Origin of the sequence: Actinomadura kijaniata, from assembly GCF_014138665.1 — a bacterium.
Lineage (GTDB): Bacteria > Actinomycetota > Actinomycetes > Streptosporangiales > Streptosporangiaceae > Spirillospora > Spirillospora kijaniata.
The window spans coordinates 83,121-96,712 of record NZ_JACJIA010000002.1; the positions used below are offsets into that span (position 1 = coordinate 83,121).

At 72.9% G+C, this 13,592-nt stretch carries 12 protein-coding genes; 5 read left to right on the forward strand and 7 right to left on the reverse strand.

What is annotated here, in order from left to right:
- Window positions 1–53: 53 nt before the first annotated feature.
- Together HNR61_RS07500 and HNR61_RS07505 are read right to left on the reverse strand one after the other, a co-directional pair.
- Window positions 54–791: an AAA family ATPase gene (locus HNR61_RS07500; protein WP_182842407.1), complete on the reverse strand. Its 738-nt coding sequence runs from the start codon at window positions 789–791 to the stop codon at window positions 54–56.
- A gap of 83 nt (window positions 792–874) precedes the next feature.
- Window positions 875–1,468, reverse strand: coding sequence for a TetR/AcrR family transcriptional regulator (locus HNR61_RS07505; protein ID WP_182842408.1), 594 nt, complete (start codon window positions 1,466–1,468; stop codon window positions 875–877).
- 92 nt (window positions 1,469–1,560) lie between these two features.
- On the opposite strand from HNR61_RS07505, the gene HNR61_RS07510 reads away from it, so the two are divergent.
- Both HNR61_RS07510 and HNR61_RS07515 read left to right on the forward strand, forming a co-directional pair.
- Complete coding sequence (locus tag HNR61_RS07510) at window positions 1,561–2,133, forward strand: dihydrofolate reductase family protein (RefSeq protein ID WP_182842409.1); 573 nt, start codon at window positions 1,561–1,563, stop codon at window positions 2,131–2,133.
- A 52-nt stretch (window positions 2,134–2,185) separates the two neighbouring features.
- Window positions 2,186–2,785 carry a dihydrofolate reductase family protein gene (locus tag HNR61_RS07515; RefSeq protein ID WP_182842410.1) on the forward strand — a complete coding sequence of 200 codons (600 nt, stop codon included), beginning with the start codon at window positions 2,186–2,188 and terminating at the stop codon, window positions 2,783–2,785.
- Here the strand turns inward: HNR61_RS07515 and HNR61_RS07520 are convergent.
- Window positions 2,736–3,752 carry a GlxA family transcriptional regulator gene (locus HNR61_RS07520; RefSeq protein ID WP_182842411.1) on the reverse strand — a complete coding sequence of 339 codons (1,017 nt, stop codon included), beginning with the start codon at window positions 3,750–3,752 and terminating at the stop codon, window positions 2,736–2,738. The genes HNR61_RS07515 and HNR61_RS07520 overlap by 50 nt on opposite strands.
- Before the next feature lie 52 nt (window positions 3,753–3,804).
- On the opposite strand from HNR61_RS07520, the gene HNR61_RS07525 reads away from it, so the two are divergent.
- Complete coding sequence (locus tag HNR61_RS07525) at window positions 3,805–4,221, forward strand: cupin domain-containing protein (protein WP_182842412.1); 417 nt, start codon at window positions 3,805–3,807, stop codon at window positions 4,219–4,221.
- A gap of 60 nt (window positions 4,222–4,281) precedes the next feature.
- Complete coding sequence (locus tag HNR61_RS07530; protein ID WP_182842413.1) at window positions 4,282–5,121, forward strand: arylamine N-acetyltransferase family protein; 840 nt, start codon at window positions 4,282–4,284, stop codon at window positions 5,119–5,121.
- A 22-nt stretch (window positions 5,122–5,143) separates the two neighbouring features.
- On the opposite strand, the gene HNR61_RS07535 is transcribed toward HNR61_RS07530, so the two are convergent.
- From HNR61_RS07535 to HNR61_RS07550, 4 genes are all read right to left on the reverse strand, one after another.
- A complete protein-coding gene (locus HNR61_RS07535) occupies window positions 5,144–6,754 on the reverse strand; it encodes an OmpA family protein (protein ID WP_182842414.1) in 1,611 nt (536 codons plus the stop codon).
- Between the two features lie 126 nt (window positions 6,755–6,880).
- Window positions 6,881–9,703, reverse strand: a complete 2,823-nt coding sequence (locus HNR61_RS07540) for an FAD-binding and (Fe-S)-binding domain-containing protein (protein ID WP_182842415.1) — start codon at window positions 9,701–9,703, stop codon at window positions 6,881–6,883.
- Window positions 9,704–9,931: 228 nt separating this feature from the next.
- Window positions 9,932–10,147 carry a DUF397 domain-containing protein gene (locus HNR61_RS07545; protein ID WP_084000735.1) on the reverse strand — a complete coding sequence of 72 codons (216 nt, stop codon included), beginning with the start codon at window positions 10,145–10,147 and terminating at the stop codon, window positions 9,932–9,934.
- A 260-nt stretch (window positions 10,148–10,407) separates the two neighbouring features.
- Complete coding sequence (locus HNR61_RS07550; RefSeq protein WP_182842416.1) at window positions 10,408–11,286, reverse strand: helix-turn-helix domain-containing protein; 879 nt, start codon at window positions 11,284–11,286, stop codon at window positions 10,408–10,410.
- Between the two features lie 857 nt (window positions 11,287–12,143).
- Between HNR61_RS07550 and HNR61_RS07555 the strand changes: the two genes are divergently transcribed.
- Window positions 12,144–13,556, forward strand: coding sequence for a cyclic nucleotide-binding domain-containing protein (locus HNR61_RS07555; RefSeq protein ID WP_182842417.1), 1,413 nt, complete (start codon window positions 12,144–12,146; stop codon window positions 13,554–13,556).
- Window positions 13,557–13,592 lie beyond the last annotated feature (36 nt).

The following is a 13,592-nucleotide window of genomic DNA, read 5'->3' on the forward strand; positions in this document are numbered from 1 at the left end:
TACCTTGACCGATGATCGTTAACCCTGGCCGGGGTTTTTTCCGCCGGAAGTTTTCAGAGGACGCGGCGCAGGTACGCGTCCGGGTCGCCGAGGAAGCGGCGGTGGTGGTCCACGAGGTCCAGCTCGTCCCAGCCGACCCGGCGGGCGCCGTGCGGGCCGATCTCGACGATGTCGGCGCCGGGGGTGGCGGCCAGGACCGGCGAGTGGGTCGCGCAGATGACCTGGGCGCCGGACCCGCCGAGCTCGTGCATGAGGGAGACCAGGCCGAGGGAGGCGGTGAACGACAGCGCGGACTCCGGCTCGTCGAGGAGGTAGAGGCCGGGTTCGCGGAGCATGGCCTCGAAGATGGTCAGGAACCCCTCGCCGTGGCTCTGGGTCAGCACGTCCTCGGTCCAGTAGCCGGGCAGGCCGGAGACCTTCTCCGCCAGTTCGAGGGCGGTCTCGGCGCGCAGGAAGAACCCCTTGCGGCGGTTGCGGGGGCCGCCGAGCATCCGGGCCCCGCGGACGGTCAGATCGGTGTGCAGGACCTCGCCGAGCGGGGTGAGGGGGGTGGTGCCGGCGTACTTGCGGCCCGCGCGGCCTCCCCTGGAGTCGAGCCCGAACGCGTCGGCGATCGCCTCGACGAGGGTGGACTTGCCCGAGCCGTTCTCCCCGACCAGGAACGTGACGGGGCGGGTGAACTCCAGCCCCTCGCCGAACAGGTCGGCCACGCACGGGACCGTGAACGGCCACCGCGCGCGGTCGGCGGGCGGGACGAGCTCGTCGGGGACACGGACGCGTTCGAGGAACATCGGGGGGCCTGACGTGTCGCGTACGGGTGGACCCGATCAGCCTAGGAGCCCCGCCGCCCCGGTCGGGACGGCGGGGTGCGGGGTCACGCGGGCAGGGCACGCTCGACGGCGGCGGCGACCAGGGAGTCCAGGCGTTCGGCCGGGAACACCCCGGGAAGGGTCAGGCGCTCCAGGATCAGCCAGTTGAGGGCGAGGTGGAGCAGCTCGACCGTGGTGGTGTCGCCGGGCAGGCCGGAGGCGACGTGGGCGGCGACGTTGGTCTCGATGTCGGCGCGGATCGTCGCGGTGAGGACGTCGCGCAGGGCGGGGCGGCGGGTGGCCTCCAGGCGGAGTTCGAGCAGGGCGAGGTAGCCGGAGCGGTAGTCGGCGACGCGGTGCACGACCGCGCGCATGATCGCGGTGAGGCGCTCGCGGGGGTCGCCGGCGGCCAGGGCCTCGGCGAACCCGGGGACGGCGGCGAGGTCGTCGCCGGGGGTGGGCTGGAGGCGCTCGTAGACGCGGCCGCCCACCTGCATGAGCAGGTCGTCGCGGTTGGCGAAGTAGTTGGAGGCGGTGCCGACGGGGACGTCCGCCTCGGCGTCCACGGCGCGGAACGTCAGCCCGCGCATGCCGTCGCGGGCGAGCACCTCGATGGCCGCGTCGACGAGGGCCTGCCGACGTTCCCGGTTCTGCCGCATGGAGCCTCCTGAGTTCGAGGGGTTGACACCACTACAAACAGAGTACTACGTTCAAATCACTTCAAGTGAAGTACTTTGAATGGAGTGATCTGATGCGCGCACTGGTGTACTACGTGGCGGTGACGCTGGACGGCTTCATCGCCGCGCCGGACGGGCGCGCGGACTTCTTCCCGTGGGCCGCCGACGTGATGGAGTACTGCAACGAGCGCTTCCCGGAGACGGTGCCGACGGCGTTCCGGGGCCCCGCGGGGCTGGAGAACGCGCCGAACCGGCGCTTCGGCACGGTGCTGATGGGGCGCGGCACCTACGAGGCGGGCCTGGCGACGGGGGCCGCCAGCCCCTACGCGCACCTGCGCCAGTACGTGGTGTCGTCGCGGCTCGGCGGGGCGGCGTCCGACGAGGTGACGGTGGTCGGGGAGGACCCGGTCGCGTTCGTCCGCCGCCTCAAGCGGGAGAGCGACCGGGACATCTGGCTGTGCGGCGGCGGTCGCCTGGCCGGGACCCTGCTCGACGAGATCGACGAGCTGGTGGTCAAGCGCTATCCGATCGTGCTCGGCGCGGGGGTCCCGATGGTCGAGGGCCCCTTCGGGCCGCGGTCGTTCACCCCGCGGGAGGCCCGTTCCTTCGGCAACGGCGCCACCCTCACGACCTCGGTCGCGGGCTGACGCCCCGGCGCGAGGACCAGGCAGGCGAACGGCACGGAACAGGGAGAGACGGATGCGAAAGCTGGTTTACCCGATCGGGGTCACCATCGACGGGTACATCGCGGGACCGGACGGGGGCCTCGGCTTCTTCCCCATCGACTCGGACGTGGTGACGTTCCTGGCCGAGCGGCACCCGGACACGCTGCCCTCGGCGCTGCGGGAGCAACTCGGGATCGCGGGGGAACCCCGGCGGTTCGACACCGCCGTGATGGGGCGGGGCGCCTACGAGCCCGGGGTGCGGGCCGGGGCCGGCAGCCCCTACGCGCACCTGCGGCAGTACGTGGTGTCCACGACCCTGGGGGACTCCCCCCACCCGGACGTGCGGGTCGTCGCCGACGACCCGGTGGGGTGGATGCGGCGGCTCAAGGCCGACGGCGGCAAGGACGTCTACCTCGTCGGCGGAGGGCGGCTCGCGGGGACGCTGCTCGAAGAGATCGACGAGATCGTGCTGAAGGTGTACCCGGTGGTCGCGGGGAACGGGATCCGGGCGTTCGACGGCCGGTTCTCCCCCGCGGGGTTCCGGCTGGCCGACAGCGAGACCGTGCGGGGCGGAATGGCCGTGTTCACCTACGTGAGGGACGTTGGGCCCGAGGCCGGGCCGTCCTCTCCGTGAGGCCGAAGCGGTGGCGGTACGCCGACGGGGTGACGCCCATCTCGCGGCGCATCAGGGCGCGCAGGTTGGCGGCGGTGCCCAGCCCGCTGTGCCGGGCGACCGTCTCCATGCGCGCCTCGCCCCGCTCGATCAGGCGGCAGGCCAGCGCGAGGCGCTCCCCGGTGAGCCACGCCAGCGGCGTGGTGCCGAGCTGCGCGCGGAAGCGGCGGTGCAGCGTCGCGGGGCTGACCGCGGCGCGCGCCGCCAGGTCCGCCACCGTCAGCGGCGTGTCCAGCCGTTCCTGCGCCCAGGCCAGGACGGGCGCCAGGGACTCGTCCGGGACGGTGGGCACGGGACGCTCGATGAACTGCCGCTGCCCGCCGTCCCGGTGGGCGGCGAACACCAGCCGCCGGCTGACGGAGTTGGCGACCTCCGCGCCGTGGTCCCGGCGGACGATGTGCAGCCCGAGGTCGAGCGCCGCCGCGCTGCCCGCGGCGGTGAGGATGTCGCCGTCGTCGACGAACAGCACGTCCCGCTCGAACCGGACCTCGGGGAAGCGGGCCCGGAAGGAGTCGGCCCACTGCCAGTGCGCGGTGGCCCGGCGCCCGTCGAGGACGCCGGCCTCGGCGAGCGTGAAGGCGCCGCTGCAGAAGCCGACCAGCCGCGTGCCGCGCGCGTGCGCGTCCCGGACGGCGTCGAGCACGGCCGGGCGGCGGGGAACCTCGACGTCGGGCCGGTTCGGGACGATCAGGGTGTCCGCCGCGGCGACCGCCTCCAGCCCGGCGACCCCCGTGAGCGTGAAGAAGCCGTCCCGCATCAGGATGCCCGGCTCGGGCGAGCAGAGCCGGAAGTCGTACAGGTCGCGGCCGAGCTCGGGCCGGCGCAGGCCGAACACCTCGGTCGCGCAGCCGAGCTCGAAGGGGTTGGAGTTCTCGTCCACGATCACGACGACCCGGTGCCGGCCCGCATGCGAGGAATCTTGCGACATATGCGATTCCTAGCACTCACGCGGGGCGGGGCCAACCGGCGAGGATTCCCGCATGAGCAACGATCCCATCGCCCTCGACAGGGCCCTGGCCTCCTTCGACGCGCTGTGGAGCCCGCGCGTCGTCACGCGCGTCAACGACTACGACGTGCGCGTCGCCAAGGTGGAGGGCGAGCACGTCTGGCACGCCCACGACGACACCGACGAGTTCTTCCTGGTGCTCGACGGCGAGCTGTTCATCTCCCTGCGCGAGCAGGCCGGGGAACGCACGGTCCGGCTTCCGCGGGGCGCGGTCTTCACCGTGCCGCGGGGCACGGAGCACCGGCCGTACGCGCCGCGCGGCGCCGCGATCCTCATGTTCGAGCCCACCGGGACGCCGTCGGTCGGCGACCGCCACGAGGAGATCCCCGACCACGTCGACGCCACGACGGGGCACGCGCTCGGCCCGCTCGCTCCGGGGGACGGGGATTGACCTCACGCTCGGTCGAGGGGCTAGCGTCGGGGGACACTGAAGATCGGTTAGGGGGCGGAGATGCCTGACGCGGATCCCTCGTACGGGTGGCACGGAGACGACCTGGACCTGGACGCCTACCTGGGGCGGGTCGGATTCACGGGTGAGCGGGCGCCGACGCCGGAGACGCTGCGCGGGTTGCAGCGGGCGCACGTGACGTCGGTGCCGTTCGAGAACCTGGAGATCATCCTCGGGCGGCCGATCCCGCTGGACCTCCCCTCGTTGCAGGACAAGCTGGTGCGGAGGCGGCGGGGCGGCTACTGCTACGAGCACACCCCGCTGTTCGCGGCGGTGCTGGAACGGATCGGGTACGGGGTGACCGGGCTGCAGGCGCGGGTCAGCATGGGGGCCGGCAAGCTGCGGCCCGCCACCCACGCGGTGCTGCGCGTGACCCTCCCCGGCGACGACCGGGTCTGGCTGTGCGACGTCGGGTTCGGCAGCGGGCCGCTGGAGCCGATCGAGCTGGTGGACGGCAACGAGGTGGACTTCGACGGCTGGCGGCTCCGGCTGGAGCGCGGCGCCGGGTACTCGGGCGAGGAGGTGTGGACGCTCCACCAGCGCGAACCGGACGGGTGGATCGACCGGCACCACTTCACGCTGGAGCCCAAGTACCTCGTGGACTACGTCGTGGGGAACCACTACGTGTCCACCAGCGCCAGGTCGCCGTTCACCGCCCGGCCGTACGCGCAGAAGTTCACGGCCGAGGCGCTCTACCAGCTCGACGACCTCACGTTGACGGTCACCCGGCCCGACGCGCGCGAGGTGCGCGAGGTGCGGCGGGCGGACGTCCCGGCGCTGCTGGCGGAGACGTTCGGCATCGTGCTGGACGAGGCCGACGCCGCCAAGCTCGCCGCGGAGTGACCTCCGCGGCGAGCGGCGCGGATCACTGGACGGGCACGTCGTGGAACTTCCCGAAGCCGCCCGCGTCGAAGGTGACGGACGTGACGTTCGGCGGCGGGGCGGGGACGTAGAAGAAGCCGCGGTTGGCGGTGGAGGGCTTCTCCAGGAAGGTGGCCCAGCCGGGGTCCAGGCGGTCGATGTTGCGGCCGCCCTGGGCGTCGGTCGGGGCGCCGATGGAGACGCCCTCGTAGGTGATCCGGCTGGTGGGGTCGGTGACGGTGAACGAGCCGAACCTGCCGACGCCGCCGTCGGAGTAGCCGTCGACGATGTTCAGGTCCCCGGGGCCGAGGTTGGTGATCTCGAAGACCGCCACCAGGTAGGCGCCGTCGCGGTAGAACGGCCTGACGTCGATGCGCCGCTTGGCGGGCCGGCCCCAGAGCTGGAACTCGATGGTGCGGCCGGCCACCGTCCGGCCGTCGGTCGGGCGGAACGCGGCCGGCCGGCCCGGGGCCAGGGCGGGTGAGACCGGTCCGGTGGTGGCGCCGGTCCTGGTCTCGGCCCGCTCCTGCTTGATCTGGTAGGAGATCTCGACGCGGCGGTTCCTGGCGCGGGCCTTCTCGTCGTCGGCGCCGCCCTCCTTGGCGACGGGCAGCTTCTCGCCCCTGCCCTCGGCCCGGTAACGGTAGGCGGTGCCCAGCCGGGCCTGGAGCTCCTTGAGGACGGCGGCGGCGCGCTGCTGGGAGAGCGGCATGTTGTAGGCGGGGGCGCCCTTGCCGTCGGTGTGGCCGGTGATGACGATCGGCGGCTTGGACGGGTCCGCCTCGGCCCGGGTCTGCGCGGCCACGTCGTCCAGGACCGCCCTGGCCCTGGGGGTCAGGGTCGCCTTGTCGAAGTCGAAGAGCACGTCGGCGCGCAGGCCGATGCGCTGCTCGCTCCGGGTGGTGGAGGTCGTCTTCACCTCGCCGGAGGCGACGCCGTACAGGTCGTTCACCCGATGGGGGGCCTGGCCGTTCTGGGTGTGCACCGGCAGGGCGACGGTGCTGCCGCGCGGCGGGGTGACGGAGGCCTCGGTGACGGGGGCCTCGGGGCCGGTGCCGCCCCGGCCCGCGACCACGGGGACGCCGGTGAACTCGCCCGCCGTGCTGGGGGTGATGAGCGTGACCGCCCGGACGTCCCCGGGCAGCGGCGGGAAGTGCACCACCGTCTCGTAGCGGACGCCGGGGTGGGCGTGGTACGTCCGGGTGACGCTGCCGACCATGCGGCCCTTGCCGCCCTCGTCGACCAGCGGGTGGTAGATCCTGCGGCCGACCGGGTCCACCAGCTTGAAGTGGAGCTCGGCGAACGCCGCGCTCGCCAGGGACGTGCCGAAGGAGAACTGGCTCGGGGAGTCCTTGAGGTTGGTCAGGTGGAGGCGCAGGACCGAACGGTCCGCGTGGCGCTCGACCTGCTTCACCTCGATCCGCGCGTGCGTGCCCAGCATCGCCCGCGCCTCCTTGGCCAGGGGGCCGGAGGGGCGCGGGGCGGGGGCGGAGCCCTTCGGGGAGCCCTGCGCCGGGGAGCCGCCGCCGAGTTCGCAACCGGACAGCAGGGCCGCCGTCAGCGCGAGTCCGGCCGCCGTGCACAGCGTCGGAACGTCTCCTGCCGCTCGTCGCATCTCTCCCCCTCTTCGCCGTCACAGATGCAAACAGCCCTGTCTGCGCATGTCCCGCTCACGACCCGGTGGCCGCTCGCGCAACACTAATGTTTGCACATGTGAAGAGCAAGGGGATTCCCGGAAGGTTCACCGGCGGAGCGCCAGGCGGAGGAGCTGCGCCAGGTGGAGGGGGCGGTGCGCGGTGCCCTGGACGATCTGGAGCCGGCAGGAGAAGCCGTCGGCATGGGCCAGGGCGGCCGGCGCGGCGTTCAGCCTCGGGTAGAGCTCCCGGTCGGCGCACGCCCGGGAGACCTCCCAGTGGCCCGGCTCGAAGCCGAAGTTCCCGGCCAGGCCGCAGCAGCCCGCGGTGATCACGTCGGCGGCGATCCCGAGGCGCTCCAGGACCTCCCGGTCGGCCGCGGTCGTCCCCTTCGCCTCCTGGTGGCAGTGGAACTGCGTGACGGCCGGAAGGTCCAGGCGCTCGAACGGCCAGCCGTCCCCGGTCAGCACCAGCTCGGCGAGGGTCGTCACGCGGGCCGCCAGGAGCGCGGCGCGGGGGTCGCCCGGGAGGAGTTCGGCGGCCTCCTCGCGGAGCATGACCGTGCAGGACGGCTCCAGGCCGAGCACCGGCAGGCCCGCCTCCAGGGCGGGGGCCAGGGTGTCGAGGGTGCGCCGCAGCACGCGCCGCGCCACCCCGAGCTGGCCGGTGGAGTGCCAGGTCAGGCCGCAGCAGACGGGACCGGGCGGCAGGACCGCGCGGTGGCCCAGGGCCTCCAGGACCTCGACCGCCGCCCGGCCCACCTCGGGGGTGTGGAAGTTCGTGAACGTGTCCGGCCAGAGGACCACCGGCCGGCCCGCGCGCCGGGGCCGGCGTCCACGGGTCCAGGCGCGCAGCGTCCGCGGCGCGAAGGAGGGCAGGTCGCGGCGCGGTTCGAGCCCCGCCAGGCGTTTGACCGCGCCCGCCGGCCGCCGGGCCGCGAGGACCCGGTTGACGAGGCCCGCCGTGAACGGGGTCGCCGTGACCAGGCGCGACCACAACGGCAGCCAGCCCATCGCGTAGTGCGCCCGGGGGCGCGGACGGCCCTTGTGGTGATGGTGCAGGAACTCCGCCTTGTAGGTCGCCATGTCCACGTTCACCGGGCACTCGGTGGCGCACGCCTTGCAGGACAGGCACAGGTCCAGGGCCTCGCGGACCTCGGCGGAACGCCAGCCCCCCGGCAGCGACTCACCGCGCAGCATCTCCGCCAGGACGCGCGCCCGGCCCCGGGTCGAGTGCACCTCGTCGCGGGTCGCCTTGAACGACGGGCACATCGCCCCCGCGCGCAGGTCGCGGCACGCGCCGACGCCCACACAGCGGTGGACGGCCGCCGTGAACGAGCCGTTGTCGCGGGTCAGGGCGTGCACGGGCGTCACGGCGAGGGCGTCGCGGCCGGGCCCGGGGCGCAGGTGCGCGTCCAGGGGCGCGGGATCGGTGATGATGCCCGGGTTGAGGCGGTCGTCCGGGTCGAAGGCCCGCTTGAACGCGGCGAACGCGTTGCGCGTCCCCGCCGAGTACATGGCGGGCAGCAGCTCGGAACGGGCGCGGCCGTCGCCGTGCTCACCGGAGATCGAGCCGCCGTGGGAGACGACCAGCCGGGCCGCGTCCTCCATGAAACGGCGGTAGACCGCCAGCCCCGGCCGGGTGTCGAGGCCGAAGCTGAGACGCAGGTGCAGGCAGCCCTCGCCGAAGTGACCGTAGGGGACACCCCGCAGCCCGTGCTCGCGCATCAACGCGTACAGGTCCCGCAGGTAGGCCGACAGGTGCCGCGGCGGAACGGCCGAGTCCTCCCATCCCGCCCACGCCTCGCCGCCGTCCAGCAGCCGGGTCACGATGCCCGCGCCCGCCTCGCGGATCCACCACAGCGCCCGCATGCGGGCGGGGTCGTCCACGACGACCGAGGTCGTGTCCGGCACCCGGGCGCGGACCGCCTCGGCCAGGGCGTGGGCCGCGTCGCGGGCCTCCGCCCCCGTCGCGCCGCCGGCCTCGCAGTAGAGCCAGCCCCCGCCGGGCGGCAGGTCCGCGCCCGCGCCGCCCCGGCCCGGCCGCGACCGCAGCGCCGCCAGCAGGTCCGACGCCATCCCCTCGACCGTGAGCGCCCCCGCCCCGGCGACGAACGGCGCCTGCTCGGCCGCGGCGTGGACGTCGGGGAAGCCGAGGACCGCCAGCGCGCGGGCGGCGGGCGCCTCGACCAGCCGAACGGTCGCCTCGGTGACGAAACCGCAGGTCCCCTCGCTGCCGACCAGCGCCTTGGCGACGTCGAACCCGTGCTCGGGGAGCAGATGGTGCAGGCCGTAGCCCGACACCTGGCGGGAGAAGCGCCCCAGCTCGGTGCGCAGCGCCGCCAGGTGCGCGTCGCGCAGCGCGGTCAGGGCGGCGTCGGTGGCCGCGTTTCCGCTGGTGCCCCGGGCGGCGCGCAGCTCGCGGCCGTCGGGGCGCAGCAGGGTGAGGGACTCGACGTTGGCGGCGGTCGTGCCCCAGGCGACGCTGTGCGGGCCGCAGGCGTTGTTGCCCAGCATCCCGCCGAGCGTGCAGCGCGAGTGCGTGGACGGGTCCGGCCCGAACGTCAGGCCGTGCCGGGACGCGGCCGCCCGCAGGTCGTCCAGGACCACGCCCGGTTCGACCACGGCGGTGCGGGCGTCCGGGTCGAGCCGGACGATCCGGTTCAGATGGCGGGAGACGTCCACGACGACGCCGGGGCCCAGCGCGTTGCCCGCGATCGAGGTGCCGCCGCCGCGCGGGGTGACCGGCAGCCCCTCGGCGGCGGCGACCTCCAGGATCCGGACGAGATCGGCCGGGGTGCGGGGCTCGGCGACCGCGACCGGGACCGCCCGGAACACCGACGCGTCCGAGGAGTAGGCGGCACGGGCCGTCAGGTCCGTCCGGACGACGCCGGGAAGGGCGGCCGCGAGCCGGCGAGCGTGATCAGGCACGACCCCAGACTAGGACGGCACGTCGGCGCGCCCCCGGGGCCGCCCGCCGCGGCGACCGGAAAACGGCGAAACAGGCGCGGGCGGCGGCAACCGCATCGCGATGCGTTGACGAAAACGGTGTTGACGTCCGCAAACGCGCCCCGTTTCCGGGCCGCGCACCGGAAAGGGCGAATCGGAAATGACCGGGGGCACGGGTTCAGGACCCGCGCCCCCGGTGTGGCCCTCCCGTCAGGAGAACGGTTCGGAACGGCTGTCACGAATGCCGCACAGCAACCCCCGCCAGTGCGGCCGATCGAGCGTGAGAACGGGACCCGACGCGTCCTTCGAATCCCTGACCAGAATCAACGCACGCACAGCGGCGATCTCGACACAGTCGCTGCTCTCCGCGCTGTGCGCGCTCTTGCGCCATACGGCACCCGTCCCCCGAAACGAACGATCGACCATCCAGCGACCCTCCATCCACTGCCGGCGGGGTCCGCGACGCCAATCGACCGGGCAGGAGCACCCACCTAGCGCGAGCCGAACAGGGCATGACAAACCACGACCTTGTGGAAAATTCCCGTTCCCGAGTGTAAACGGTTTGACATCTTCCGCCTATACGGCGGCACAAGATCGAAGGCTTCGGTTATGTGGCCCGCTCGCCTTGGGAGTCCGCTGTGGCCGTCACCTCCGGAAAGGGCATGGGAACACGGGAGCCGGGTCGGTCAGGCCATGAAGTCGTCGGCGGCCCGCCGCAGCAGCGCGATCGACTCCTCGGCCGACAGCGCCTCGTCCAGCAGCGTCTCGAAGTTGTTCCGGTAGTCGACGACCAGCGGGTCGTCGCCGGCGACCGTCACGTCCGCGCCGACGTCGGGACGGCCCTCGATGAAGAGGATGTCGCTCAGCCCGCCGTCGAACTCCAGGATCGTGAACGGCCCGTACACGCCCAGGTGCATGCCCGCCGAGAAGGGGATGATCCGCACGGTGACCAGATCGTCGGACTCGGCCCGCTCGGCGATCCGCAGCAGCTGGTTCGGCATGATCGCGGGATCGGTCCGGACGCCGACGTGCCGCCGGATGGCGGCCTCGTCGAGGACGAAGAACTGGCGCGGCGGGTTCTCCCGGGCGGCGAGTTCCTCCTGCCGCTGCATGCGCAGGCGGATGGCCATGCCCCGGGTGGTCGCGTCGACGATGCCGGTGGAGAAGACCTCGGCGTACTCGCGGGTCTGCAACAGGCCGGGGATCAGCATCGAGGTGAACTGCCGGATGAACGAGGAGCCCGCCTCATAGCCGACGAAGTTGAGGAACGCGTCGCTCAGCACCCCCTTGTAGGAGTTCCACCAGGCGGGTTCGCGGGCGCCGCGGGCGAGGCTCTGGAGGCGTTCCTGGCGGCTCTCGTTGGTGACCCCGTAGACCAGCAGCAACGCCTGGAGGTCGGTGCGCGTGATCGAGCTCTTCCCGCCCTCCACCCGGATCACCTTGGAGGTCGACCACTCCAGGGCCTTGGCCACCTGCTCCTGGGTCATGCCCCGCTCTTTGCGGAGCTGGGTCAGCTCGCTGCGCAGCAACGCGCTCTGGACGACTGGCCCCTGATCAGTGGTCATCTCGTGTCTCACTCTGGGTAGTTGCCGCCATACAGCGGTCTGCCATGTGTCAACCGGCCACCTTCCTCCATACGTGGCGGCACACCGTTAGGTTCAACGAGCAAGAGGTCTCCCCCGGCAGCCGACACATCTCCCCACAGTAGGAGAAAGGTTCTAATCAACGTTGCAGGACGCCATCTGCTATGGCGCACCTACCACGTTGCCAGGTAGCATAATGACAGTCATCGTAGTAGCACAAGGCAGACTGACGTGTTAAAGTTGGCAGATCATCCTGACGTTGAGTGAGGATTCTGGTCGGCACGTCGGCCGCCGACCGCAGGGACTCCGCGCCGTCCCCCTCGGCGAGGCGCCGCCGGGCAGGAGGTCAATGGAATCGCCGACGCTTTGTCTTCTGTGCGAAAATAAACAGAGCCGCCCCCACTCCCCTTCGATCTCCGGTTTGGCGGCCTGGCGGATCGAAGTGAAGTGAAGGGCGACCCCAGCGGGCCCGCCGGTGCGCCCGCCGGTCGGGAAAGATGCGGTGAAAATTTCGCCGCACACCCTCTTGACCTGGCGAAACGCTGACGACGGACCCACCCAGTCTAACCGCGATCAAGCGGAAGAGGCTAGTAGGTGGAGCGGCCCTGCGGTGATACATCGGTCCAATCCGTAACAACGAACGATCCGACCGGGGATTGCGCAGAAAGCCGCACGGTGAGACACGGGGTTCTCGACATGAGCAGAATCCAGGAAAAGCCCCCGCCCGTTAACGGTCATCCACCCAAGCCCGTCCAGGGCTGCCCCGTTCCGGGGTCCCCCGCCGCCCGTCCCGTCCCCACCCAGCCCCGACCCGACGAGACCCGAACGGAGGTGCGGGCATGACCTGGCGGACCCACAGCCACGACCCGGACGCCGTCGAGGCGCCCACCCGGTCGGACGGCGGCGCGCCGCGCCTGTCCCTCGCGTCCTCCGGCCCCGCCGACCACCCCCTGTCCACCTGCGACGCGACCCGGCACGACGCGGCCCGGCGCGGCGCCGTGCAGTACCGGACCTACGGCGACGACCCGGTGCTGTACCCGGCCCGGTCCGAGGTGGCGGGCGGTCCCGCGCTGCCGCCGCCCGGCCCCCCGCCCACGGGTCTGGAGGGCTTCGGCGCCGTTCCGGTGCCGCCCTCGCGGACCCGGTTCTGGCACGCGCTGACCGTGGTCGAGCAGACCGCGTTCGTCGAGGCCGCCGAACGCGTCCGGCTGCCGGTCGGGCACGTGCTGTGGCACGAGGGCGACCGCGCCGACCACCTGCTGGTGATCCTGTCCGGCTGGGTGAAGGTCTCGGTCGGCCGGGACGGCGAGCGGATCGTCGCGCTGCGCGGTCCCGCCGACGTGATCGGCGAGCGGGCCACGCTGATGCTGCGGCGGCGGTCGGCCACCGTGGTCGTGCTGGACGAGCTGCTGTGCCTGCGCATGACCACGGCGCGGTTCGCCGCGTTCCTGGAGGCCCACCCCCGCGTGCTGGTCCTGCTGGAGCAGGAGATCTACCAGCGGCTCGTCGAGAACCCGGTGTCCGGCTCCCCCCTCGCGGAGTGGGCCGCCTCGCCCCGGGGCGCCGCGCCGGCCGCGGCGGGCTGGGACGGCGCGGGCGTCCGGCCGCTGGCGGTCCGGCCGCCGTCGGTCGCGCCCGGCCGCCCCACCTGGCGGCGGACCGGCCGCCCGTCCTGGACCGGGCAGATCTGCTCGGTGCTGTTCACCGACATCGTGGACTTCAGCGGCCCGCACCGCCGCGACTCCGACCGGCGGGAGATCCGCCGTGTCATGTACGCGGTGCTGCGCGAGGCGCTGGAGGAGGCGGGCGTGCCGTGGGAGTCGATGCACCGGGAGGACCGGGGTGACGGGGCGCTGCTGGTCGTCCGGCCGGAGTTCCCGCCCCGGATGGTGATCGAGACGACGCTGGCGCGGCTGGCCGCCGGGCTGCGCGACCACAACCGCTGGGCGGGCGAGGCGCGGCGCATCCGGTTGCGGGCGGCGCTGGGCGTCGGGCCGGTGACCTCCGACACCGAGGGCGTCAACGGCTTCACGATCATCCAGGCGGCGCGGCTGCTGGACTCGGCGACGCTGCGCGAGTGGATGCAGCGCACCCAGTCCGACCTGGGGTTCATCACCAGCGAGTACGTCTACGACACGGTCGTCGCGCAGGACTGCGGGGAGGTGAACCCCAAGTGCTTCCAGCCGGTCCGCGAGCGGGTCAAGAAGACCCCCGTGTCCGGTTGGATGCACCTGTCCGAGGCGACACTGTGACGGTGTCGGACTGATTTTCCGCCACGCGTGCAGCAC